This window comes from Flavobacterium cupreum, from assembly GCF_003996965.1.
Taxonomy (GTDB): Bacteria; Bacteroidota; Bacteroidia; order Flavobacteriales; family Flavobacteriaceae; genus Flavobacterium; species Flavobacterium cupreum.
Map to the genome: position 1 here is coordinate 1 of NZ_QWDM01000027.1, position 24,013 is coordinate 24,013.

Here is a 24,013-nt window from a genome sequence, read left to right on the forward strand (position 1 = left end):
AAGAAGACTTTTTCTTCTTTGTCCCATGTAGTAGCGGGAACAGGACTCGAACCTGTGACCTTCGGGTTATGAGCCCGACGAGCTGCCTACTGCTCTATCCCGCGATGTTTCGGGTGCAAAGATACGCAGTAAATACAGTTTTGCAAAGGAATTACTGTTTTTTTTTATTTAGCGTCTTGAATCTGTTAAGTTATTGGTGTGTAGTGGTTTATGGTAATCTATAGGCGGTTGCCAAATTATAAACGGCAATTTTTAAAATTTATATTCCAGTAATTCGAGGTAAGGATCGTCTTTTAGCCCCAGCAAAAGACCAAAAGCAGGCTCGGTTTTGTAACCCTTTTGCTTGAGTCTTATAATTTCAAGCCTGAACTTTTCACCTTTTAATTGTAAAATCTTGTATTCTATGATCATATGCCGATATCCATTCTGATTTTGAACCGGAATATTTTGTCCGAAGATTTCAATTTCAAAAGCTGCTTTTTTGAAGTTTGCAATAATCGATTCTTCATCATTAATCATGGTTTCCCGAATTGTAAAATCAGTTTCATTTCCAAAAAGACTGATTAGCTTTTCGATAAAATGGGTCTTGTCTTTCCAATAACAAATGATATCGAGATCACTGTTTTCGATAGCAATGTTTATCGGAATGGTACCGACTAAAACCGGGTCAAATTCAGCAAGCTCAGACAAAATCTTATTTTGGGTCAAGACTTCGTAGGCACGGATTTGTTTTGGATTTCCGGTTTTTAAATATTCGATAGTAGTGAAATCAATCATTTGGGCTTACTTGCTATAATCTTTTTCGTCCCTGATTTCCTGTTCCAGCCTTTTGTTGATGTTGACTGTCGCATCCTTAAAAACGAAAACAGTCGTTTTGTACTCGCGGGCATACGGATTGGTTATTTCGCCTGCAATCCGCGACGTTTTAAAATATGGACTGGTTTCTTTAAACTCATTGTCCTCTTCTTCGTATTCCTTGATCCTGATGAGGTTTTTGTACGGTATGCTAAGATCAAACCAATTGACATAATCGGCATTAAAAGAAACCGCTTTGATTCCTTTTGTGGTGTAATAATTAATCGCTCCGGCCTGTCCGTAATTGTCGCAAAGCACTATCGTTTTGTCCTGATCGGGTAAAGCCGAATAAGCCGAATCGGTTTTGCGGGCCAGTTCTTTCCAGCCCAGCATATCGGCGAAATCCTGCGGCAGTGCATGATCTTTTCCGTCTTCCCAGCGTAACATGCCGAGTTCTTTATATTTCTTCGGATGTTGTACAATATATTCAGGGCTCTTATTGGGGAAAGCCAAATGGTACATCGGAATAAAAAATAACAAAGGAATCAGGATAAAAACTGGCTGCAAATACCGTTTCCATCCGGATTTTAAAATATCAGAAAGAAAAACAGCTCCGAAAGCAATATAAACCGGATACAAACCAATGGCATAATAGGCTTTGGCCTTAAAATATAAAAAGACAAGCAGTGTGAAAATGATAGAGGCAAAGAAGAATCGATATTTTGAGAAAGGTTTATAAAACAACAGCGCATACAAAGCAGCCAAAATAACCGGAACCGCTCCAATAAAAAACAACAACTGCTCTTTCAGGAATCCGATTCGATCCACATTCACGAGTTGTGTTTCTGCTAATTCTTTCATGTGATGCACAATCGGAAATTGATTGTTGTATTGCCATAAAAGGTTCGGGAGAATGAACAGCAATCCAAGAAGTAAGGCCAGATACACCTTTTTTTCTGCCAGAATCTTTCTTTGCGGAGAAAGCAGGAGCGCAGGCAGGAGACCAATAAGCAGGAACAGAATGTTATACTTGTTCAGGAAACCAAAAGCGAATACTACAGCACCAATATAAAACCAATTTTTGTCTTCGGATTTGATGTAAACGACAACCACATAGTAAAAGGCCGTCCAGCACAAGACATCCAATGAATTGGGCTGATACAGCATATTGATCCGAAGGAGTGATGACAACAAAATGCAGGTGGCACCCAGGATTAAAGCATATAAGTTCCCTTTTAAGGTTTCAATCGTTTTCCAGACGATAACGAGCGTTAAAACGCCAAACAGGGCAGGGAAAAACTTAACCCAGAATACAGAATTCCCAAGTAAAAATATCAGATAAGAAATCCACGAGGTTACCGGCGGGACCGACAAATAGCCCCAGGCCAGGTGATGCGCCTGATCGAGATGCAGGTATTCATCACGCTGTAAATCGTATTCAGGACTTAGTAAAACGTATTGCAAAACAAATTTTAAGATAATAAACCCAATTAAAAATATCGTTTTTCTGGTCATGGAAGTTTGGTTTCTCAGGTTTGTTATTTCTGGATTGGTAATTCCAGTTTTGTCACTGAAGGTTAATCAAAAATAGTGATTTCTGTTTTATAATTTTCTTTTAACGGAAATCAGTGCATAAATAGATGCAAAAACAGACGAAGCGAAGGTCATCAGCACGCAAACGATCAGCATAAAATTTGTCGCTATGTTTTTTAACGATAAAATGGTGTTTTTGGACGATTATTTTGACATTTTGTCGACTTAGGAGGATTACCTTTCAATTATTAATACATATATTCGCAAAAATTTTCCCGCATGAAAGTAATACTATACTTATCAATTTTTTGTTGTTTTTTTAACGCTTCCGTTTACAGTCAAAATGAAACCAATATCACCTACGGACTTAAGTTTGGTGCACTGCAGTCTAAAATCAGTAATCTTCCGGAAAGCATAAAAGGGAGGGACAATACATTTGATAACAGTGTTATGGAAAGTAAAGGGGCCTATGGTTTAGAAGGCGGCTTCTTTTTAAATTTCAAACTTTATGATACGCGCGTTGCTATTCAGCCGGAAATTTTATTCAGGCAATCCGGAGAAAAAGTTACGTATCGCGATGCCGTGGGAAAAGAATTTGAGTTAGGACTTCATTATTCATATTTACAGATCGGAGCTTTGTATAAAGTATATCCATACCAGGGATTAAATTTAGGTTTTGGTGCATTTTACGGCATCAGTTTATCTCCCAATAATGTTACTTATACCTCGAATGAAGCAGGAGGAATGTACGATGTTGCCACAAGACAGTTCTATCAGGACGGACTTGAGGGTGCAGACGATTTTTCTTTATGTTTTGCAGCAGGTTATGAACTTCATCAAAGCATCCACTTCGATTTACGTTATTACTTAGGGGTAAAAGATGTCGTAAAAAGTAATGCTTCTTCTTTTCAGTTTATAGAAAATCAGAATAAAAGCGGTGTGATCTGTTTTTCTGTAGGCTATAGTTTTCATCAATGGTAATTTCAATAAAAAAAATGAAAAAATTTATTCTGCTTCTTCTTTTAGTAAGCACAAAAGCTGTTTTTGCACAGGGTGACAGAGAGATCACCTATGGTATTTTTGCCGGTGGTATACATTCAACATTGTCTAATCTTCCGGATGTTATAGTTCCCAAAGGTATTTACGAAGGATATACATTAGCGGAGAAAGGCAAGTTTGGAGGAACAGGCGGTTTCTTTATCAATTGGAAATATCCTTATGCCAAAGTGAGTATTCAGACTGAAGTTTCGTATTCCGGCCAAAGTACCGATTTGAATTATGAAGACACGGAAGGACTGAAATACAAAATGACTTTTGGTTACAGCTATATTAATGTTGGAGCACAATTTAAATATTATCCTGTTGAAGGATTTTACATTGGTGCAGGGCCTTACGTTAGTTTCAATATCGCCAGTGATAACATAAAATACACTTCCAACAGCCAGGAAGTATTTGGCGGCTCGGGGGCTTATTTTGAGCCGGATGCGAATGTGCAGAAAGTTTTAAAGGAATCCTTGACCGGTAAAAATTATTTTTCAGGAATGCTGTCTTTAGGATACGAATTCAGCTCGAATTTATCTGTTGGTGCACGCTATACTTTAGGCCTGACGGATGCTTTGGCAACCGAAGAAAACGGACACCGCTACAGCGAAAATAAAAATAAAGTCAACAGCATTTCACTGATTATCGGGTACTCATTTGATTTTGACGACCTCGGGAATTTTTAATAAATAATCATCTTAAAATCAGTACGGATTATGAATAAGAAGATTTTTTTACTGGTAATTTTACTATCGGCGTCGACCGGTAATTTGATTTTTTCACAGCAAAAAATCAGGCCCGGAAATGTTCCCGAACCTTTTTTCTGGATTAAGTCCAAAGCCAATGGCGATGCGTATTATTGGGAAAGCCTCACGAAAAAAGAAGCCAGAATACCTGCTAACACGCAAAAAGGAGGCGCTTTTAATTTCAATCCAAGTATTGCTTTCGATAAAGCCAAAGATTCCCTGATCCTGCCTTTGGGAACTGATACCAAAAGAAGACAGACCGTATTTATGGTGTACAAGGTAAAAGACAGTTTGAAAGAACAGCTTTTATGGACGATCAATGATGCTAAAAAAACAGTTTCGGTTGCAACGAATAAACGTCTGGCCGATTTAAATAAATACAATTACCAGTCGTACAGCGAAAAGGTAAAACCACAAAAAGCAAATATTCATTTTTTCCAGCAAAATATTACGGACAGCGTTGCAAAACCATCGTCTCTGACCATTGGTTTAAAATCGAAGTTCGAAAAATTACCGCCGGAAGAATTCAACGGAAATATCAGTGAAATTCTGGTGTACAACCGCGTTTTATCCGGAGTGGAAACTCAAAAAGTAGCGAGTTACCTGGCTGTTAAATACGGTATTTCACTTTCTCAGTTTGAAATTAAGAATTATCTCAACAGTCTGGGTCAGACCATTTGGGATATCGAAAAGCATAAGGGTTTTGAGTCCTCTATTACCGGAATCGGAAGAGACGATGTGAGCGGATTACTGCAGGTAAAAAGCAGCAATATGGTCGATGAAGGCTTGCTGACCCTGGAACTGAAAAGCAAGACCAATAAAATCCCCGATAATTATTTTGTTTTTTGGAGTGATAACGGAAAAAAACTTCTGGTTAAAAAGCAGGAACAAGGAGAACCAGCGGGTGTTGACAGGCAATGGCAACTTGATTTTGCCGGAACTTCAGATTTAAGCCTCGACTGGACTTTTGATCCGAAATTTATAAAAGGAACACTTCCGAAAGACAGTTATTACTGGCTGTTGGCAGACTATTCCGGAAAAGGCACTTTCGATGAAAATAATTCCGAATACATCAAATTAGGACTCACTTCCAGTAAGGAAAAGCTCAATTTAAAAGACTTTAACTGGGACAAACAACTATCAGGTACAACCAAATTTACCCTGAAAGTGGCACCACAAATGTTCAGCCGCGTGTGGATTACGCCGGCGAATTGTAATGTGAATGCCTCAGGGGAACTAAATTATAGCATTGAAGGCGGAGAAGCCCCTTTTACCGTGACTGTTAAAAAGCAAGGGAGCGACACCGTTTTAAAACAGTGGAGCCAGACCGCAAAGAGCAGTACGAGTGTCTCTCTTTCTTCCGGGAATTATGATTATATCGTTCGGGATTCGAAAGGCAATTTATATTCAGAAACTGTTTTTGTGGCCGATAAAGAGGGAACCTTTCCTGATTTAAAACCGGAGTACCAACTGGCAAACGGAAACGCTGTAATTCTCGATGCGAGCCTCGGCCTGCCTGAAGGGAATTATGAATACGAATGGTATTACGAAGGTAATTTTTTAGATAATAATCCTAAGATTTTAGTAGACCAGCCCGGTAATTACGAACTGAGATTATCGAGTGACCAGAAGTGCAAAACATCCAGTAAAATTGCAGTGAAGACAGACGGAAAGGAAAATCCGGAAGCTACGGTTTTAATTTTATACCCAAATCCAACAGTCGACGGTCATTTTACGATTGCCATGCAGTTTGCACATAAAACAAATGCCACCATAACCGTATATGCCCCGACAGGTACGCTGCTTCAGCAGAAACAGTTTACCCAGATCGAAAATTATATCTACGATGATGTGATAAAAGCAGCATCAGGTATGTATCTCGTTACGGTGAATTCAGATTTCGGAACCAAGACTTTTAAAGTGATTGTGAAATAATCCGGTTTTGATAAAATAATAATAAACGATTGCCTCATAGACGATTTAATTATAGTATGAAAAATAAAATTATAATTCTTGTACTTTTAGTAAGTTCATTTTTGTTTGCCGTAAACTTTAAAAACTACGATATAGTTTCTAAATTTTCGCGTGATTTTTTTGAAGATGAAAACACGGCAGCCGTTTTAGATCCGATTAAGACAGCTCCGGCAACAGCTAAGACCACACAGGTATTTAATGCAGATATTAAAGAAGGGTTTATTGGTCTGAAAGACGAATCGGATACTGATGATGCGTACGATAACGTGTTTCATCTGGCGGTAAATGTACTTCCGTCGGTTTATGAAAGTGCCTTTCTGGAATATGAATTATACGGATACGATCAGGCCGCTTCCATCTCGCGAAGTTTAAACAATCAGGCCAGTATAGGAGGTCAGTTTTTATCAAAAAACAACGAATGGACTTCACAATCAGAATTGCTTTCGGAGCAATCCTTGCGTCAGGGAGATAACGTTTTATTATTTACGGCACCCGAAGGGATTTCCAGTAATTACCGCATAAAAAATGTACGAATTGTATACAAACCGACGCAAATCGGTGTTCCTTATACGTTATTGAAATCGGAAAATAAATTATATATCAAAGGAACTAATTTTCCTTCCCATATAAAAAAGCTGACCGTTGGCGGTATTGCCATTAATGTAAATCAGCCGGAATTTGAATTGATCCTGGATCAGAAAGATTTAAATTCAGACCAGTCGGTTACTATTACGAAAGAAACGACCACAGGAGTTATTTCTGCGGAAAAATTAAAAAGCAGGGATTTCGTAAAAGTCGACAGTTTCAGGCCGCTTGAAAAAGCAAAGGAAAGTTTGGCGAAGACCATTAATTTCCAAATGGAAAACAGACTGGAGTATAAAGAATTTCTGGCTGTTTTTCCAATAGGAGCCTTAAAAAAAAACGTTCAGGTATCGGTAAGCGGTTTACGTAAAATTGATATTGCCCCTCTAAATTCGGCCATGGTCAATGTTACGGGTACCAATGCTGGTTTCAGGCTGTTGCCACACGGAACTGTTTTTGATAAAGCCGTACGCTTATCCCTTCCTTTCGATAAAAAAGCCATTCCGGAAGGCTACACGGAGAAAGATATCACCGTATTTTATTTTGATGAAAACAAACGTCTCTGGCAGGAAGTAAGCAAGGATTCCCTTGATATTAAAAAAGGGATAATTATGGCGAAAACCACCCATTTTACCGATTTTATTGCCGGAATTATCAAAATGCCCGAATCTCCGGAAACTTCAGGATACACACCAACAAGTATAAAAGATTTAAAAGCGGCAAGTCCGCTAGTAGGAATTCAGTCTATAGCACCGCCATCAGTCAACGGAAAAGGAACGGCCAGCACAGGTTTCGGAATTGTTATTCCAAACGGAAGAGGTGGCATGCAGCCTTCGTTTAGCCTGCAGTACGACAGTGATGGCGGACACAGCTGGGCAGGAACGGGCTGGGATATTTCGGTACCTGCGGTAAGTATTGAAACCCGTTGGGGAGCGCCACGCTATGATGCCCAGAACGAAACTGAAACGTATGCAATCGCAGGCGAGCAGCTGATTCCAAATACGCACAGGGCTGCCTGGGTTGGAAGAACAGCCGACAAGCAGTTTTACCCAAGAAGAGAAGGGGCTTTTCAGCAGATTATAAGAAAAGGATCGTCGCCTAAAAATTATTATTGGGTAGTAAGGGATAAATCCGGAGTTGCGAGTTATTACGGTGGAAATGAATCCGGACTGGCTGCAAACGCGGTCCTGCAGGATGCTTCGGAAAATATCGGACATTGGGCACTGTACTTTCAAGTCGATTTAAAAGGGAATACCGTACAATACGAATACGACAAAAAAGACGGCGAACTGTACCTGAAGAATGTCTACTACACCGGTTTTGGCGCAGAGAAAGGAAACTACAGCGTTTCTTTTATCAACAATAGCGATTTGGGAGAAACGAACCGACCGGATGTTCAGGTTTCGGCCAGACTGGGTTTTAAGCAGGTAAACAATCAGTTGTTGCGAAAAATCGAAGTTCGTTATAAAAACCAGATGATCCGCAGTTATGAACTGAATTATAAAGAAGGCGCTTTTAAGAAAACATTGCTGAAGTCGGTTTCGGAATATGACTCGGAGTCTAAATTGTTTTACACCAACACGCTGGACTATTTTGATGATGTTCGCGATGCTTCCGGAAAGTACAACCCGTTTGGACCGGAACAGGTCTGGACTGTACCAAGCGATAATATCAAACAAGGATTTACGGGAATTAAGGATTTTGAAAGCAACCATACACTGGCGGGAAGTACCAACGGAACTTCTACCGGAATCAATTACAGATTGGGGATAGGACTTCCTACTTTAGGGACTTTTAAGTCCAATACGATTGGGCCGCACGGAGGAAACAGCTGGGGTTCATCGGACGTTTCTGTGGTTTTACAGGATCTGGACGGAGACTCGTTTCCGGATAAAATTTTTAAGATTGGCAATGACGTATACTATCGCAAAAACTTATACGGCTCAGGCCAGAATGCTTTTGGAGAATCCATCCGCATTGATAATCTGGGCAATTTAGGATTTACAAAATCAAAAACATTCAACTGGGGAGTTGACGCCACGGTAGGTTTCGGATCGGCTTCTGTAAATGTAGGGTACGATGAGCAGCGTTCGACCAATAAAACCCAAAGTTATTTTATGGATTTTAACGGCGATGGACTGGTGGATTTCGCCGATGGCGGTAAAGTATACTACAATCGTATTATTGACGGTGTTCCTCATTTTTTACCGAACAGTACCGGAACGCCTTCGCCTGTTTCAGGTGATGGAAACCTGGTTTTAACTACTCCCGACCGTACGCAGGAATTGCAGGAATTATTAGATAAAAACCCTTTGCATGATGTGGTCAGAGTATGGCAGGCACCAACAACCGGGGAAATTACCGTTACACAAAGTTTTGCATTGGTGGAAGATCTTTCCGTTGAACGTCAGCAGTATAAAACCCGTGACGGACAAGGAAAAGCAGACGGGGTTCATTTGTATTTTCAAAAAAACAATACTTTAATCTGGGATCAGGTGATTGCTCCGACTGATTATACGCTAAAAATAAAACCGGCAGCCACTTTAACAGTTCAGAAAGGCGAGCGCTTGTATTTTAGGGTAAGTTCCATCAAAGACGGTAATTACGATAAAGTGATCTGGGATCCAAAAATAGAATACACCAAAACAATCGACTATTATAATGAGGCCGGAATTGTAAAAAATAAACTGATTGATGTTACTACTATTGCCGATGCAAATTTATTATCATTGAAAAATTACCAGGCTTCAACCGACTTTTTTGTCAGTTCATCCAATCCGATCATCATACCCAAAGCCGGAAATATCAGCTTTTCGGGGCAATTTAAAAAACCGGTAACATCAGATCACGTTACGCTGAAAATTGTCAAAACCGTAATCGGTTCGCCAACGGAAACCGTATTGTATCAAAAGACATTTTTAGCGTCTGAAATCGTCAATTTAGATTTAGCGACGCTTAGTTTTGCTATTGCAGAAGACAATGCCTTTGTCAGAATGCAAATTGAAACACTTACGAATATTGATTTAAAAGCATTAGTGGTTAATCCAACTGTTACCATTCCTGCAATAGCCGGAACAAAACCGGAGGACAATGTCAAAAAGGTCGATATTTCACATTCTTTCTACAACAAAATAGATGGAAATTATTTGATTGCCGGGAAGAAGCCAACAATTAACGGAAAACTAAACCTATCCATTAATCCGTTAGATTATTCCCTCATCACAGGTCCTTTAGCTTCACAATACAATGGTAAATTAGTCATTTCTGCTAAACAGAATAACAACTTACTGGCCAGAAAGACCTTCAATGTCGTGAATGGAACACTGGTAGAAACCACTTCCGTTTTCGATAATACTTACGTCTATGCAGAAGCCCAAAAAGACCTTCCGCTTGAATTGGAAATCTATGTAAGCGATCCGCTTTTGACGGATATTGTAAAAGCGTATCCAAAAAACAACGCGCTAAAAATCGCTTACAATATAGTGGATGCGATTACAGACCCGCTGCAACCGGTAATTTGGAACGAAACAACAGACGAGTTTTCAATTTACAGTAACCTGTCGTCAGAAGCGATTACTTTAGGCTTGTTGTACCGAAACTGGGGAAGTTTCATTATAAATGGAAATCTTGCCAGTAACACCATCGATCAGACACGACTAAAATCAGAGACCAGCAATGTAGACCCAGATGCTTTTCCTGATTTAAACAATTTAGATCCTGATGCCATGCCGGCCGGATTTGAAAGTTTTAAGGAATATTTTACGCAGACGACGCAGGTGTATTCAGAGAACATAGTCTTTGGCGCCGAAAAGGCATCTTTTATCCAGAACGAATTTATCGGATCCTCCCGTTTAGGAGAAGACGATATAGCAGAATATATCGATTATTCTTTGCCTCCCAACGATTTAACAGGAGGGGGAACGGCAGCATTTGACATGATTACCGAAAGTAAAAGCCGAAGTTTTGCGGCCGGAGCAAGTGCAGGCCCCGTTGGCGGAGGCCTTAGTACCTCTAAAGGAGATTCGTATGTCGTACAGACCATGAGTGATTTTAACGGGGATGGTTTTCCGGATTATATCAGGGACGGTCAGGTTCAGTTCACATCACCAACAGGAGGATTGACAAGCAATAAAGTTTCAATTGGTGATTTCAGCCACTCTGAGACCTCGGCACTGGGCGGCAGTTTGTCCGGCAGCTACAGTCATGGTGCGCCGGCCAATTCGTTGCAGTTAAATATCAGTAAGGCTGCTGTTACCAAAAACTATATGGAAACAGGCGCTTCCGGAGATGCAGAAAAAGGAGGAAAAGCCGTTTCGTTAGGTGGGAATATCGGAAAAGGGGAAGATCATTCCGAGCAAATATTTTCAGATGTAAACGGAGACGGACTGGCGGATAAAATTGAAGCGGACGGAAGCGTATCCTTAAATACCGGATATGGTTTTTTACCAGCAGAAAACTGGGCGAACCTGAATGTGATCAATAAAGGTAAATCAATGGATTATAGTGCCAATTTGGGGTATAGTATCTACAATGGTTCTTTTTCAGGCGGGTTAAATTATGGAAGCTCTATTTCTGACGGGACCAATACCTTTATGGATGTGAACTCAGACGGATTAGCTGATAAAATTACCTATCGCGACAGTGATGTTCTGGTTGAACTGAATATGGGGAACTATTTTGATGCTGCAATTACCTATCCGAGATACACGGCAATGTCCCGAAATAAAGCGGTTAGTTATGGGGCAAGTATCGGTGTTTCTTACGATATTCCGATGATTCCGCCTATTATTGTGCTGAAACTGACTCCAAGTATCGGAGGAAGTTTTGGTGCCAGTACCTCACGTTCAGAAGCTTCCTTTGCGGATGTAAACGGGGATGGTAATATCGATTTTATCGTATCAGAAGATCAGGATAATTTAATTGTACGTCTTTCCAATATCAAACGAACTAACAAATTAAAGAGTGTTACCAATGGAGTGGGGAATAGTTATGTAATCGATTATGAATTGCTGAAACCAACGTATGAAAGTCCTTCGTCAAGATGGGTTTTACAAATGGTTGATATTTTCGACGGACATATTGGCGACGGTATTGATCATTCTATTGCAAAATTCAGATACGAAGAAGGTTATTTTGATCGTCGTGAAAGAGAATTCTATGGTTTTGGAAAAATAATTCAGGAGCAAATAGATGCGGCTGATAATTCCGTTTTTTCAACGACGGTACAGGAATTTTACAATCAGGATTATTTTAGAAGAAACTTGTTAAAGCATAGCTATACTTTAGACAAAAACAACAAAATGCGTCAGGAATCAGAAAATGAATACAGTTTTACTGATGTGGCAACGCAGGCGGGTATCTCAGAAACGGAGCTGAACTCAGCAGCATGCGATGCCAAACGTGTTTTTGTGGGATTGATACATACTAATCAGAAAAATTATGAAGGTGGGAGTGAATATCTGGAAACTAACATTTTTAACACGTATGATGCTAAAGGAAATATTATACAATACGAAGATTTAGGAAATGGTACTGCCGATGATAAAGTAACTGCTAAAATTAGTTATTACGATAGCACTACGCCTTATTATGGTGGTATCCCTAAACAATTAGAAGTATTTACTACAGAAGGTTTACGTCGTAAAAGAGCGACAAGCATTAATACAACAACAGCAGAAGTTACCCAAATAAAGAATTATAGTGCCGCCGATAAAATTGCGGTTACAGATATTGTTTATGATACGTATGGCAACCTCCTAAAAATGACAGGTCCTGCGAACTATAAAGGACAACATATGACTTTGGAGTATGCATATGACGCAGACAATCATCAGTTTATGACTGAGATTAAAGATGCTTTTGGATATCAGAATAAAATGGAGTTTGATTATCGTTTTGCAGCACCAATAAAAGCAATTGATCGTAACGATCAAATTACGATTTATACGTTAGATGCAAAGGGACGTACTGCTACGATAAGAGCGCCATATGAAATTGCCTCCGGAAAGCCCTACACGATAGCATATGAATATTTTCCCGAAGCCAAAGTACCTTATGCAAAAACAAGAAACTATGATCCCGAATTAGACAAAGACATTGAGACTTTTACTTACACTGATGGATTAGGGAGAGCTTTGCAGGTTAAAAAAACAGCCAGTTTGTTTACACAAGCCGGAAGCCCGGATCAGGAAGCACAAATTGTGTCCGGAAAAATTATTTATGATGGATTAGGAAGACCAACAACAAATTATTACCCTACTACAACCACCACAGTAGATAATAATTTTAACACCACAATATCAACAGTAGTACCAACTAAAACAGAATATGATGAGGTAAGTCGTGCTGTAAAAGTAACCTTGCCGGACGGAAGTACTAATGTAACCACTTTCGAATTAAGTAATTATGAAGGAGTGCCTGTATTACTAACCACACAAACCGATGCATTAAATAACACAAACAAAACTTACACTGATGCTGCAGACCAAAATATAGCCAGTATGCAGAATGATTTGCTGACAAGGTTTGAAACCAATGCGTTAGGCGAAACAATAAAAGTAACAGATGCTATGGATCATATTACCAAAAGCAGTTATGACTGGTTAGGCAGACGTATTGAGTTTACGCATCCGGATGCAGGAACGACAACCACGCAATATGATTTGGCAGGTAATTTAGTAACCCGTATTACACAGGATATAAAGAATACGGTACCAAATGGAGGGGCAATACAATACGAGTATAATTATAATAGATTAGAAACTATAAAATATCCAAAAAATCCGCAGAACAATGTGCAATACAATTATGGTAAAGCAGATGGAACAGCATCACGCAGGGGAAGACTTTGGTTTGTGCAGGATGCCAGTGGCGGAAGGGAATTTTTCTATGGAAAATTAGGCGAGGTAGAAAAAGAGATCCGTACCCTTCGTATTACACCAACTGATATACAAACTTATATTTCACAGTTTGAATATGATACCTGGAACAGAATCCAGAAAATGACATATCCGGACGGAGAAGTGGTCGATTATACTTATAACCGCGCAGGAAACCTGCAAAGCATGCAGGGGAAAAAAGAAAGCCATACTTACGATTATATCAAACAATTAAGTTACGATGAATTTGAGCAACGTAAGTACCTGAAGTATGGAAACGATACGGAAACCAATTATACCTATGATGCCGTAATGCGCAGACTCCAGCAATTGCAGGTGAAAAGTGGTACAAGACAAGTCATGAACAATTCGTATAGTTATGATTTGTTAGGAAATGTTTTGGGAATTAAAAATACAGCTCCAATTGTAAATAATACTTTGGGAGGTACGTCGAATCATGAATATCAATACGATGATTTTTACAGGTTAAAATCGGCAAAAGCAAATTATGAGGGTGAATTCACGAAGGCCAGTTATGAGCTGAACATGAGCTATAACAAAATGCACAATATAACCAGCAAGAACTTAATACATACAGTTAATAAGGAACAAAAGGGATATGTGTTGGATTATAATTATGATAACGAATTACATCCAAACGCGCCAAACAAAATTGCTGAAGCAGGAAAAGCGGAACCAAGACAATATAACTATGATGGCAACGGAAATCCAATAAGTTACACGGAAACTGAAAGTTTCAGAAAAATGACCTGGGATGAAGAAAACCGTCTAATGGGGATCAATGATAATGGTCGTATATATCAATATACGTATGATTCAGGTGGAGAACGAGTTCTAAAAAGCAGTGGGTACAGTCAGAACATAGCCATTAATGGTCAGACCGCTGCAACAATAGTGCATACCGATAATTATACAGGATATGTAAGTCCTTATTTTGTAATAAGCAAAGGAAAATTCACCAAGCATTATTTTGAAGGAGCAGGACGTATAGTTAGTAAACTGGGTAATGGAACTTTTGCGCAGCCTTTGGGTATCACAGCAGGAGGTGTAAATTATACCAAGCTAACTGCCGAACAGCAAAAAGCATTAGATACGTATGTGAAAAGTTTAGGCGTACCTCCGGGACCGCCAACACAACAGGGAATTTATGCAACACCGGAGTTTACAGGAAATCCATATCCTAGTGAAGCGCTTAAACCGGTAGAAGAGAATCAGGAACCACCTGAAGGCTGGCCTAGAAACCCGGTTTTTAACGCTCCGGGTGATGTACCCGGGCCGCCTGTACAATTTGGACCGCCAATAAACCCCGAAACAGTGAAGCCCGGAGAAGGTTTTACCGGAATTGGACTGCCGGAGAATGATATTTTTTATTTTCATCCGGATCATTTGGGAAGTACTTCGTATATTACCACTAAAAATGGTTCTGTTTCACAGCATGTGGAGTATATTGCTTTCGGGGAAATTTTATTTGAAGAACATTCCAGTTCATTTTCCAACCCCTATTTATTCAATGGTAAGGAATTGGATAGAGAAACAAATCTTAGTTATTATGGGGCGAGGTATTTAGATATGAAATCTTCGTTATGGCTTAATGTCGATCCTGAGACAGAAAATTATCCTAATGTTGGAAGTTTTGTTTATTGTATAAATAATCCAATTATCTATATTGATCCTGACGGAAGAGCTTTTGGACCACCAAGCAAAGGTTGGAATAGATTTTGGGGAGGATTAAGAGCTGTTGGTGGCGTTGTACAAGTTGTTGGAGGAGCAGTGGGAGGAGCGGCAACTTCCTGGACAGGTGTCGGAGCAGTCGTTGGAGGAATAGCAGTTGTCCATGGAGCAGATGATTTCCAGGCAGGAATACGTCAGGCCTGGTCTGGAGAAGAAACGGAAAGCTTAACATATAAAGGGGTTAAAGCAACTGCTAAAGCAGCAGGAGCAAACGAAGGAACTGCCAGTACAATTGCAACATTTACAGATGTTGGATTGAGTTTTGTCGGTGGAGGTGCAGGAGCATTTAAAGTATTTAGCAGAGCCGGTAAAGTTGCAGAGTTTTCAGTCGCACAAGCAAAATTTGACTATTTCTTTGGAAGAGTTTTACAGGGTTCAGCACATAACGTGGCTCGATCAGCTCAAAATTTAAAAGATTTAACCACATTAGGTATAACGACAGAATCTAAACTAGTAAAGGTATTTGCAGAAACGTTATCCAAAGGAAAAGAGGTTTCCAGAGCCACTAATGAATTTGGTACGACAATAAATAAGATTCTTGATATTGGTAAAAAAGGAAGAATTCAGACAAGTTTCTTTTATGAAGGTGGGGATTTAACTAAGATTCCTAAAGTAACAACTATAATACCTAAAATATTTAAAACACCATGATAATTAATAGTATTGATAAAATTAGATTTATGGAGTCTGATAGTAAAGCCGTATTTTACAATCAGGAAACAAATTCTTCTTTTGGAGAATTAGTTCATAATAATTTTACCTGTAAAATAGGCTGGAATAGTAGCCTGATAGCACCTAAAATTCTTGAAATAGAATCTAACATATATTCAATTGGTATAGATCAAAATTTTGCTGTAATCGATTTTAATTCTAATGAAATTATACTAAATGTGGAATTGCCTTATTTTTTTTATGATACTAAAATATATAAAGAAAGAATGTACATATGTATGGAGCTTGAAATTCTCGTACTGGATAAATCTAATTATAGTATTTTAAAAGAAATTCCATTGCCTGATTTTTATGAAGAAATTAATTTCGAAGATAATCTCGAAATAATTACTTGTGTCGACGGTTCTATAATCAAAAATAATATTTGAAAGATTTTTTGAATGTTAAAAAAGGAATATAAGTAATGATTACAAAAACAAAAAGTACAGTATAATACTGTACCTTTTGTTTTTGTAGTTTGCAAACCATTTAGTATTAAAAACCAAAACCGCAGAAAAAGTAGTTACAGGTTCTACAGCCATAAAGTTAAATAAAGAAACAGATCCTATACAATGATAAAAAAAATATTCGCAAAAAAATGGATTTTTATAATCATGGCACTTTTATTAGTACTGTTTTTAAGAAAGACAGGATGATTTTAAATGTCCCGTTGCTTTTAAATGTTTCGTTTTTTTTGCTGTCTTTCGGTATCATATTACTTTTTCTGTACAGATATAATGCTGCCGGAAAAGAAAACGCAAAGAAAAAAAGCAATACCATAATTGATCTGATAGGAAGTCTGATCCTGGCATTTTTTATTTTTATCATACTGAAATTAGCGATAAACTACTACACCGTAAAAAGTGCAGAAGGATTAGCAACTGAAGAAACAAAAGTACCAATAGACAATTATGTTTCAGGTAGAACAGATTTACTGTATTTTTATTTTAAAGATAAAAGATACAGTGTCAGATATAACAATAGGAGTCACTTAAGCAGAAAAGAAATAATCGGGAACTATACGTTGCATATTGTATATAGCAAATCTGTTTTTGATACCTATGTAATTAAAAATTATAATATTGAAGTCAAATGAAAAAAATGTCCTGGTTGTCAATTCATATTTAATTGAAAATCATATAAAAATGAAAAAAGATGCAGTCTATACATACTACACTTTTTTCTAGCTAATGGTGCGACGAAAGCTATTCCGAAGCAGAATATTTTGAGTATTTGTTTTTGTAAAATTGCAATTTTTTTGATGCAGTGCAGGCCGCAAGCAGATGAAAAATAAACCACCAAAAATAATTTTTAATAAAAAATTAAGCTTTTTCTTTAACAAAATTATTAACTTGTTATAGCAATAGGTTTTAAATAATTGCAGTTCCTTATTATTAAAAATAAAAAACAAATTATGCGAGTATCAGTAATACGAAAAAATATAAAATTTACACCAGATTCCAGAAGAGTAGTTGCCCGTTATTTTATGAACGGTAACGAGCGGACCAAACAAATGGTGATTCGTATCATGTTGCTCGACGATAAACAGGTATTGCAAACTTTAGAACAAACGCTTCGGGAGTTTGCCAGGCGTCACCGAAATATTTCGGCTGTTTTTTTTAAACATTGCGAAAAAATAAGACCTGTAATCGAGGACATGCAAATCGATTATGAAGGAATATCCCTCAATCGAAAAATGCTCATAGGTTCTTTTTGTACCATGGAATATGCCATAGAATCGGCTGCTATTTTTAATCCTTCGATTGTTGAAGATTTCGACCAGACTGGTTTGGGAGCAGGAGAAAAACGGGTAGTCATTTCTTTTAGGGCTACGGGGGAAGGTCATATTTCGTCAATTGTTTTCAGACGCGGAATCCTGGATAAGGATAATAATCTGACGATAATGAAAATCGGAAATCAGATTGATAAGGCTGAGGTAGAACACAAGACCTTATTCAACAAAGAACGCTTTTTAACAAAGTTGGCAGAGATGCACACGGAGGACAAATACATCGCTCAGATTATGCAGGATCTGCCCGATGAATTCGAGTTTGCGATCCTCAAAAATAGTCTGAATACCTCCTTAGGTGATCCCCTGATTCGTGAGGAAAGAAAAATGGCGCTGCAGGAAATACTCTGGCTGGCCAATTCATTTTATGATTTGCAGTTTACTCACGATTCAGACATTACAGAACGTGTTATATTTCCAATATCCGAATCCGAAAGCCGAGGGATAGAAGATGCCCGCTTTGTACGTTTTGTAGACGACGACGATTCTGTTCGTATCATGGCAACCTATACCGCTTACAACGGACATACCATACTGCCTAAACTGATTTCTACCGAAGATTTTTACAGTTTCAGGGTAATGCCCCTGCATGGTGCGGGTGCACAGAATAAAAACCTTGCACTGTTTCCAAGAAAAATAAAGGGCAAATACGCCATGCTGGCAAGAATCGATGGGGTAAACAATTATATTATGTATTCGGACAGGGCTACACAATGGAATGATCCCATTCTTCTTCAGAAACCCCGTTTTACATGGGAACTGACACAAATCGGAAATTGCGGTTCGCCACTCTGGACACCAGAAGGCTGGCTCGTAATTACCCACGGTGTTGGTACCATGAGACGTTATTGTATAGGAGCTTCTCTTTTTGATCTTGATGACCCGTCTAAAGAAATAGGGAGACTTTCAGAACCTTTGCTTTCTCCTTTAGAAGACGAACGCGAAGGGTATGTGCCAAATGTGGTCTATTCCTGTGGTGCGATAATTCACAACAACAGCCTCATATTGCCTTACGCCGTATCCGATTATTCGTCTACGTACGCAACGGTTGATATGGCGGAATTGCTGGAAGCATTGAAGAGCAGTAAATAAAAAGTTGATTGTCCAGACTTTAAAATTTAAATAATTCGATATAATCGATTTCCAAAGCATTGCACACTTTTTCAAGAGTTGAAAGTGTTGCATTCGCATTTCCGTTTTCAAGTCTGGACATATTACTCTTTTCAAAATTACATTTTGAGGCCAAATCTTGTTGTGAAATATTCTTCTTCGTTCTAATTTCCTGAATTCGCTTTCCGACTTTTTGTTGTATAGTTTGTTCCAATTTGAATTATCTTTTATGATAATCCAAATTTTGTTATATATTTGTCAAAAGTGGTTATCATATATGATAACTATCAGGATGTAATAGAAAAAAAATAAATATATAATTATGGAAACAAATGAAATTAAAAAATTAGAGAATCTTAAAGAATTGATTGCTTCGTACTTAAACACTTCGAAGTCGATTAATGATAAATCCGGGACTTATAAGGCTCAAATTAAAATGTTGAATTATCATGAACTTGGCTTTGCTATTACCAATATGTTAAAAATGTGTATTTTGGCACTGAATCAGGAGGTGCATAAAACTCAGGAAACAGATTCAAATCAGTTTATTGATGTGGTAATTGTTTTAGAAATGGTATTGGAAATGTTTCCTTTGGATGAATTTGAGATGTTAAGTGAAATTAATAAAATGCTTATTGAGGATTTTCAGGATGTTTGATGATCGCAGCGATTATTTGAGTTTGCTCAACGTGATAAAACAAGTTGTTATAAACGAAAAAAAGCTTCAGATTTCTCTGAAGCTTTTTGCTTTTTTAAAAGAATAAAGAATAAACCTTAAAACTTAGTATTGACTTTTTTAGAACGGTCTGCAATATAGGAGATAAGCCAGATGGTTTGTCCTTCCTTTACAAAGTAGATTTTCTTTGTGTTTAAATTTGGAATGCTTTCCAGACAGCTCAATAGTATGTTATTTGCCGAAATAAGATATTGCTGGTCATAAGTGCTCAAAACCCTTGCTGCTTCCTTATTGGTTTTGGCAAGGTTCGTGAATTTGACAAAATTATTCTTCAATATTGCATCGTAATTAATAACGTCTTCAAGGCTTAAAGAAATATAATGTTCTTTAACATTTTCATTATAATACAGTGTTGCAAAAGCCCAGACAGCTCCACCGGATAAATACATTTTTTCTTTTTTTAATAAAAGGGGATTTGCATCCAGCATTTCTTTGATCTTCTTACGCAGCACAGGGTTAAAATCAAAAGATTTTTCCTGATAAGTCGACATATCATTTGCCTGGTTTGGATTCGCTACTGTTTTTTTCACAGCATCAGTAAGTGTCATGGTACCGAAATCAAGCTCCAAAGGAATAAACTCTAATTTGTCATCCTCAAGCTCGTCAATGTAGCCGCCCTTAGTAGTTTGGGCACCAATATCCAGCAGGAAAGCATTAGCATAATCAACCGGTGGAATAGCACCTTTAACCAATGTTTTAGGTTCTTCATTAACATTAAGTACCTCTACGTCTTTGTTGGTAAGGGTTGTGATTTTATTTTTTAGCGCGTCAATATTGCGGGCAGCAGAAAAAACAGGAGCTGCAACGATAAAGATATGGGCTTCCGGAACTTTAAATTCTGTTCTTATTTTGTTGATCTGCTCCACAATTATTGCAGTAATTTTGTTGACATCGTCCGCAGGAAACTCACCCTGAGCCGTAACGTGGTCGGCAAGACTGATTCTTTCATTTGAAAAATAAAGAATTTTATAATCAGCTTTTTTAATATTGCTTACATCCAGAACCGAAGTTTTTATGGCTCTTCGCCCGATTTCAATTCCGGCATAAAGATTTTTTTGAGAAAACGAATTGATGGAAAAAAATAAACTTAAAAGAATAAAAAGCAGAATTTGGGGTTTGTTTTTCTTAAACATTGGATTTAATTATGATTATAATATAATTTATTTTTAATAAAGATTTTAAGCTAATGATGTGAAAGGCATAATTTTGAATTAAAAATAGTGGCTTTCGATACGAGATTGCAAATTTATAAAAACATTTATGAACATACCCGCAGTTATTGTAAAATATAATATTTAATTATTGAGGGATTTTCCCGGACTTAAGGATATGCAGGAATTAGCTCACTTCTTTTGCTGTAAAGATTTAATTTCCCCTTTTTTTATTGTGTGAAAATGAAAACAAAAATCAAATTTCACACGTTTTTTGTGTGAAAGCTAAAGAAATATTGAGTTTCACACAACCATTATTTAGAGCAACTAATGAGACTGGTAAAAACATTTTCTAATATTTGCTTCTTATTGCAATATCTGACAAAGGCGAAAATAAAGAATCCTGAAATTGATCCGAATCTGTATTGTTCTAAAGAAAGGAGCTATAAAACAAAAAAGCTTCAGATTTCTCTGAAGCTTTTTCTTAGTAGCCCGTAGCGGAATCGAACCGCTCTTACATGGATGAAAACCATGCGTCCTAACCGATAGACGAACGGGCCTGTTTTTCTAATGCGGGTGCAAAAATGCAACTATTTTTAAAATACACAAAAAAAATCTTTTACTTTTTTTTAGTTATTCTGAAAAAGCTTCGGAAGTGTCTGCAGGTTAGCGATTTTGGTTTACTATAAAATATAAATCTGCTAAAGTCCCGCGCCCGGGAGAGTTCTTTTTGGGAGAATGTCTTCTCATTATTTTAAGATAGTAAAGACAAAAAAACTTTAAAATTTACTTTTCTTTTCATTTATATTGGCAAGTTAAGTGGTATGTTTGCTGGCAGTTCGGCGAAAATAAAACTTAAAATTAGAGAGATATAGTGACAGATAAATTACAGATTAAAGTTCATAAAAAATTACACGGTCTGGATCATTTAAGGGCTTTTGCTATTGTTTTAGTTTTCTTTTTTCATTATTATATCGTAAGTGACGGAAAACCTGATTGGCTTCCTGATGTAGCATCATTTGGTTGGACAGGAGTTGATTTATTCTTTGTGTTAAGTGGATTTTTAATTTCTTCTCAACTATTTCTTCAAATTAAAGAAGAGCAATTAATTTCCTTTAAAGCTTTTTTTATCAAACGGTTTTTTAGAATTGTTCCTGCTTTTTTGGCAACAGTTGCGATTTATTTTTGCTTCCCGTATTTCAGAGAAAAGGAATCGCTGCCACCCATTTGGAAGTTTCTCACTTTTACTCAAAATTTCAATCTTAATTTAATGGATTACGGAACATTTTCACATTGCTGGTCGCTATGTGTAGAAGAACATTTTTATCTTTTTTTACCTCTTATTTTAATATTTCTACAGACTTTTAAACTCTTCTCTAAATCATTCTGGGTATTGATAGGCCTATTTGTATTCGGTTTTGCGATCAGATTTTATAGTTTTAGTCATTTGTACCTGCCGAAAATTGGTGAAGAAAATAGTTGGATGTACTGGTATAAATTTATTTACTATCCGACTTACAATCGCTTAGACGGACTTTTAGTGGGTGTTTCTATTGCAGGAATATATCAGTTTTTACCAAATTTATGGACTAGACTTTCAAAATATGGTAATCCATTTATTGTATTAAGTTTATGTGTTTTGACAGGTGCCTATTTTTTATGTGAAGACTTACTGACCTTAAGGGTAGCTGTTTTTGGATTTCCATTAATTGCACTTGGTTTTGGTTTTATGGTTGTAGGTTCGATTTCCCCAACGAGCTTTTTATATAAAATGAATTCAAAAATCACAACGTTTATCGCTAATCTTTCTTTTTCAATTTATTTGACACATAAAGGAATAATTCATACAACCCATCAGCTCTTAAAAGATTTTGAAATAGAGCATAATGTCATGCTTCTGATTTGCATGATAACTTGTGTTTTAGGAGCGTATATGCTTCACCTGACAATAGAAAAACCATTTATGAAAATAAGGAACAAAACTATAAAAGAATAGGAATGTTATTCCCTGCAAGCGCGGATATAGTTAGCGGAAATTCAGTACGAAATTCAAAATAGTGCAAATATTAAAAATTAAGTACCTAAAAATGTAATACCGGATCTTTACTTCAACTCAACAAAAAATTGATTTATGTATTTACAGTTTGTACTTTTGCGCTTATGAATGATAATTTTATAAATGAATATTTTGGAATTGGAATACAAAATGGTAAAACGCCTGAAAATTTGGGTGTTTTATGGAGGTCAGCCCAAAATTTAGGCGCTACTTTTATTTTTACCATAGGGAACCGATATGCGAAGCAAGCGTCTGATACTCATGATGCGGTAAAAGCAATTCCTTATTTTCATTATGATACTTTTGAAGCTTTTTTTGAAAACTTACCCAAAGGGGCACGATTGGTTGGTGTCGAATTAGACGAAAAAGCTTCTGATTTAGAAACCTTTGAGCACCCAAGACGTTGTGTTTATTTATTGGGAGCAGAAGATCATGGCCTCTCCAAAAAAGTAATGGCTAAATGTCATCACTTAGTAAAATTTAAATCGGTAAAAAGTTTGAATGTGGCGGTTGCAGGAACTATTATTATGTACGACAGAAATTTACCTAAACCGCGATCTTAAAAGAAACTCGCTATCCAAGTGACGTAGTCGACAAATGAAAAGTGCTTTTATTTTTGAAATGATTGGTAAATCCGAAAATAGGGTTTAATTTAGTCCGATACCCGCTGTATCGCGACGTCACCAAGTGCAAAAGAAACTATGAATAAATTACAACATTTCAAAAATATAATTTTCTCCTTACTGTTAATCTATGCTTGGATTTTATATAATTTTTTTGATTATTATAATTCTTTGAAATATTCTTTTAGTATGCTTACACTTTACTTTAATTTTATAAATGGAACATTTTTTGGAATTGGAACAGGATTTATTTTAATACTCTTGAGAGTATTCTTTTTTTCAAAGAAAAATAAGCTAAGGATGAAGTTGAAAAATAATTTTTGCTATATTTTTTCTGGGATTTTTAACTTGAATCTTTTTATTATTTGGTTCATTTCGATATTTATGAGGATTATTGATTTAGATCTAGGATGCAAATTCCGGTTATATTGATCACCCCATTCCGTTTTAAAGTGAGCACCTGATTCCAGTTCAAAATGACCACCTAATTCCGGTGCAAAGTGAGCACCTCCGTTTTGATTAAAAACTATATTTTT

The 24,013-nt window shown here is 37.2% G+C and carries 15 protein-coding genes and 2 tRNA genes; 10 read left to right on the forward strand and 7 right to left on the reverse strand.

All coding sequences use genetic code 11. The annotated features are described in order from the left end of the window. Window positions 1-31 precede the first annotated feature (31 nt). From D0817_RS23965 to D0817_RS23975, 3 genes are all read right to left on the reverse strand, one after another. Window positions 32-104, reverse strand: a tRNA-Met gene (locus D0817_RS23965). A 148-nt stretch (window positions 105-252) separates the two neighbouring features. Next, complete coding sequence (locus tag D0817_RS23970; protein ID WP_127340869.1) at window positions 253-777, reverse strand: DUF4269 domain-containing protein; 525 nt, start codon at window positions 775-777, stop codon at window positions 253-255. A 6-nt stretch (window positions 778-783) separates the two neighbouring features. Further along, complete coding sequence (locus D0817_RS23975; RefSeq protein ID WP_127340870.1) at window positions 784-2,310, reverse strand: ArnT family glycosyltransferase; 1,527 nt, start codon at window positions 2,308-2,310, stop codon at window positions 784-786. A gap of 297 nt (window positions 2,311-2,607) precedes the next feature. On the opposite strand from D0817_RS23975, the gene D0817_RS23980 reads away from it, so the two are divergent. The 7 genes from D0817_RS23980 (at window position 2,608) to D0817_RS24010 (ending at window position 18,893) form a co-directional block, all read left to right on the forward strand. Further along, window positions 2,608-3,309 (forward strand): outer membrane beta-barrel protein, encoded by a 702-nt coding sequence (locus D0817_RS23980; RefSeq protein WP_127340871.1) that lies wholly within the window; start codon window positions 2,608-2,610, stop codon window positions 3,307-3,309. Between the two features lie 14 nt (window positions 3,310-3,323). Beyond that, window positions 3,324-4,055 (forward strand): outer membrane beta-barrel protein, encoded by a 732-nt coding sequence (locus tag D0817_RS23985; RefSeq protein WP_127340872.1) that lies wholly within the window; start codon window positions 3,324-3,326, stop codon window positions 4,053-4,055. A gap of 30 nt (window positions 4,056-4,085) precedes the next feature. Then, complete coding sequence (locus D0817_RS23990; RefSeq protein WP_127340873.1) at window positions 4,086-6,050, forward strand: T9SS type A sorting domain-containing protein; 1,965 nt, start codon at window positions 4,086-4,088, stop codon at window positions 6,048-6,050. A 56-nt stretch (window positions 6,051-6,106) separates the two neighbouring features. Beyond that, entirely contained in the window at window positions 6,107-15,952 is a 9,846-nt protein-coding gene (locus tag D0817_RS23995) for a SpvB/TcaC N-terminal domain-containing protein (RefSeq protein WP_127340874.1), read from the forward strand. Continuing rightward, window positions 15,949-16,401: a hypothetical protein gene (locus D0817_RS24000; RefSeq protein WP_127340875.1), complete on the forward strand. Its 453-nt coding sequence runs from the start codon at window positions 15,949-15,951 to the stop codon at window positions 16,399-16,401. Before D0817_RS23995 ends, D0817_RS24000 begins: the two co-directional genes overlap by 4 nt. 209 nt (window positions 16,402-16,610) lie before the next feature. Beyond that, on the forward strand, window positions 16,611-17,108 hold the full coding sequence (locus D0817_RS24005; RefSeq protein ID WP_127340876.1) for a hypothetical protein: 498 nt from the start codon (window positions 16,611-16,613) through the stop codon (window positions 17,106-17,108). 318 nt (window positions 17,109-17,426) lie between these two features. Then, window positions 17,427-18,893 (forward strand): glycoside hydrolase family 130 protein, encoded by a 1,467-nt coding sequence (locus D0817_RS24010; protein ID WP_127340877.1) that lies wholly within the window; start codon window positions 17,427-17,429, stop codon window positions 18,891-18,893. 19 nt (window positions 18,894-18,912) lie between these two features. On the opposite strand, the gene D0817_RS24015 is transcribed toward D0817_RS24010, so the two are convergent. Beyond that, entirely contained in the window at window positions 18,913-19,125 is a 213-nt protein-coding gene (locus tag D0817_RS24015; protein WP_127340878.1) for a helix-turn-helix domain-containing protein, read from the reverse strand. Window positions 19,126-19,233: 108 nt separating this feature from the next. On the opposite strand from D0817_RS24015, the gene D0817_RS24020 reads away from it, so the two are divergent. After that, window positions 19,234-19,569 carry a hypothetical protein gene (locus D0817_RS24020; RefSeq protein WP_127340879.1) on the forward strand — a complete coding sequence of 112 codons (336 nt, stop codon included), beginning with the start codon at window positions 19,234-19,236 and terminating at the stop codon, window positions 19,567-19,569. A gap of 116 nt (window positions 19,570-19,685) precedes the next feature. Here D0817_RS24020 and D0817_RS24025 read toward each other — a convergent pair whose 3' ends face one another. Continuing rightward, entirely contained in the window at window positions 19,686-20,780 is a 1,095-nt protein-coding gene (locus D0817_RS24025) for an exopolyphosphatase (protein ID WP_127340880.1), read from the reverse strand. A 506-nt stretch (window positions 20,781-21,286) separates the two neighbouring features. Next, window positions 21,287-21,358: transfer RNA gene (locus D0817_RS24030), tRNA-Glu, on the reverse strand. Window positions 21,359-21,672: 314 nt separating this feature from the next. Between D0817_RS24030 and D0817_RS24035 the strand changes: the two genes are divergently transcribed. Together D0817_RS24035 and D0817_RS24040 are read left to right on the forward strand one after the other, a co-directional pair. Then, on the forward strand, window positions 21,673-22,794 hold the full coding sequence (locus D0817_RS24035) for an acyltransferase family protein (protein ID WP_127340881.1): 1,122 nt from the start codon (window positions 21,673-21,675) through the stop codon (window positions 22,792-22,794). Window positions 22,795-22,958: 164 nt separating this feature from the next. Then, window positions 22,959-23,417 (forward strand): RNA methyltransferase, encoded by a 459-nt coding sequence (locus D0817_RS24040; protein ID WP_127340882.1) that lies wholly within the window; start codon window positions 22,959-22,961, stop codon window positions 23,415-23,417. 383 nt (window positions 23,418-23,800) lie between these two features. On the opposite strand, the gene D0817_RS26315 is transcribed toward D0817_RS24040, so the two are convergent. Continuing rightward, the coding region (locus tag D0817_RS26315; RefSeq protein ID WP_238160944.1) for a hypothetical protein at window positions 23,801-24,013 on the reverse strand (213 nt) is incomplete at its 5' end.

Bases quoted from the DNA above. Each gene is read 5' to 3' on its own strand.
- D0817_RS23970 (WP_127340869.1), bottom strand. From the start codon at position 777: ATGATTGATTTCACTACTATCGAATATTTAAAAACCGGAAATCCAAAA.
- D0817_RS23975 (WP_127340870.1), bottom strand. From the start codon at position 2,310: ATGACCAGAAAAACGATATTTTTAATTGGGTTTATTATCTTAAAATTT.
- D0817_RS23980 (WP_127340871.1), top strand. From the start codon at position 2,608: ATGAAAGTAATACTATACTTATCAATTTTTTGTTGTTTTTTTAACGCT.
- D0817_RS23985 (WP_127340872.1), top strand. From the start codon at position 3,324: ATGAAAAAATTTATTCTGCTTCTTCTTTTAGTAAGCACAAAAGCTGTT.
- D0817_RS23990 (WP_127340873.1), top strand. From the start codon at position 4,086: ATGAATAAGAAGATTTTTTTACTGGTAATTTTACTATCGGCGTCGACC.
- D0817_RS23995 (WP_127340874.1), top strand. From the start codon at position 6,107: ATGAAAAATAAAATTATAATTCTTGTACTTTTAGTAAGTTCATTTTTG.
- D0817_RS24000 (WP_127340875.1), top strand. From the start codon at position 15,949: ATGATAATTAATAGTATTGATAAAATTAGATTTATGGAGTCTGATAGT.
- D0817_RS24005 (WP_127340876.1), top strand. From the start codon at position 16,611: ATGGATTTTTATAATCATGGCACTTTTATTAGTACTGTTTTTAAGAAA.
- D0817_RS24010 (WP_127340877.1), top strand. From the start codon at position 17,427: ATGCGAGTATCAGTAATACGAAAAAATATAAAATTTACACCAGATTCC.
- D0817_RS24020 (WP_127340879.1), top strand. From the start codon at position 19,234: ATGGAAACAAATGAAATTAAAAAATTAGAGAATCTTAAAGAATTGATT.
- D0817_RS24025 (WP_127340880.1), bottom strand. From the start codon at position 20,780: ATGTTTAAGAAAAACAAACCCCAAATTCTGCTTTTTATTCTTTTAAGT.
- D0817_RS24040 (WP_127340882.1), top strand. From the start codon at position 22,959: ATGAATGATAATTTTATAAATGAATATTTTGGAATTGGAATACAAAAT.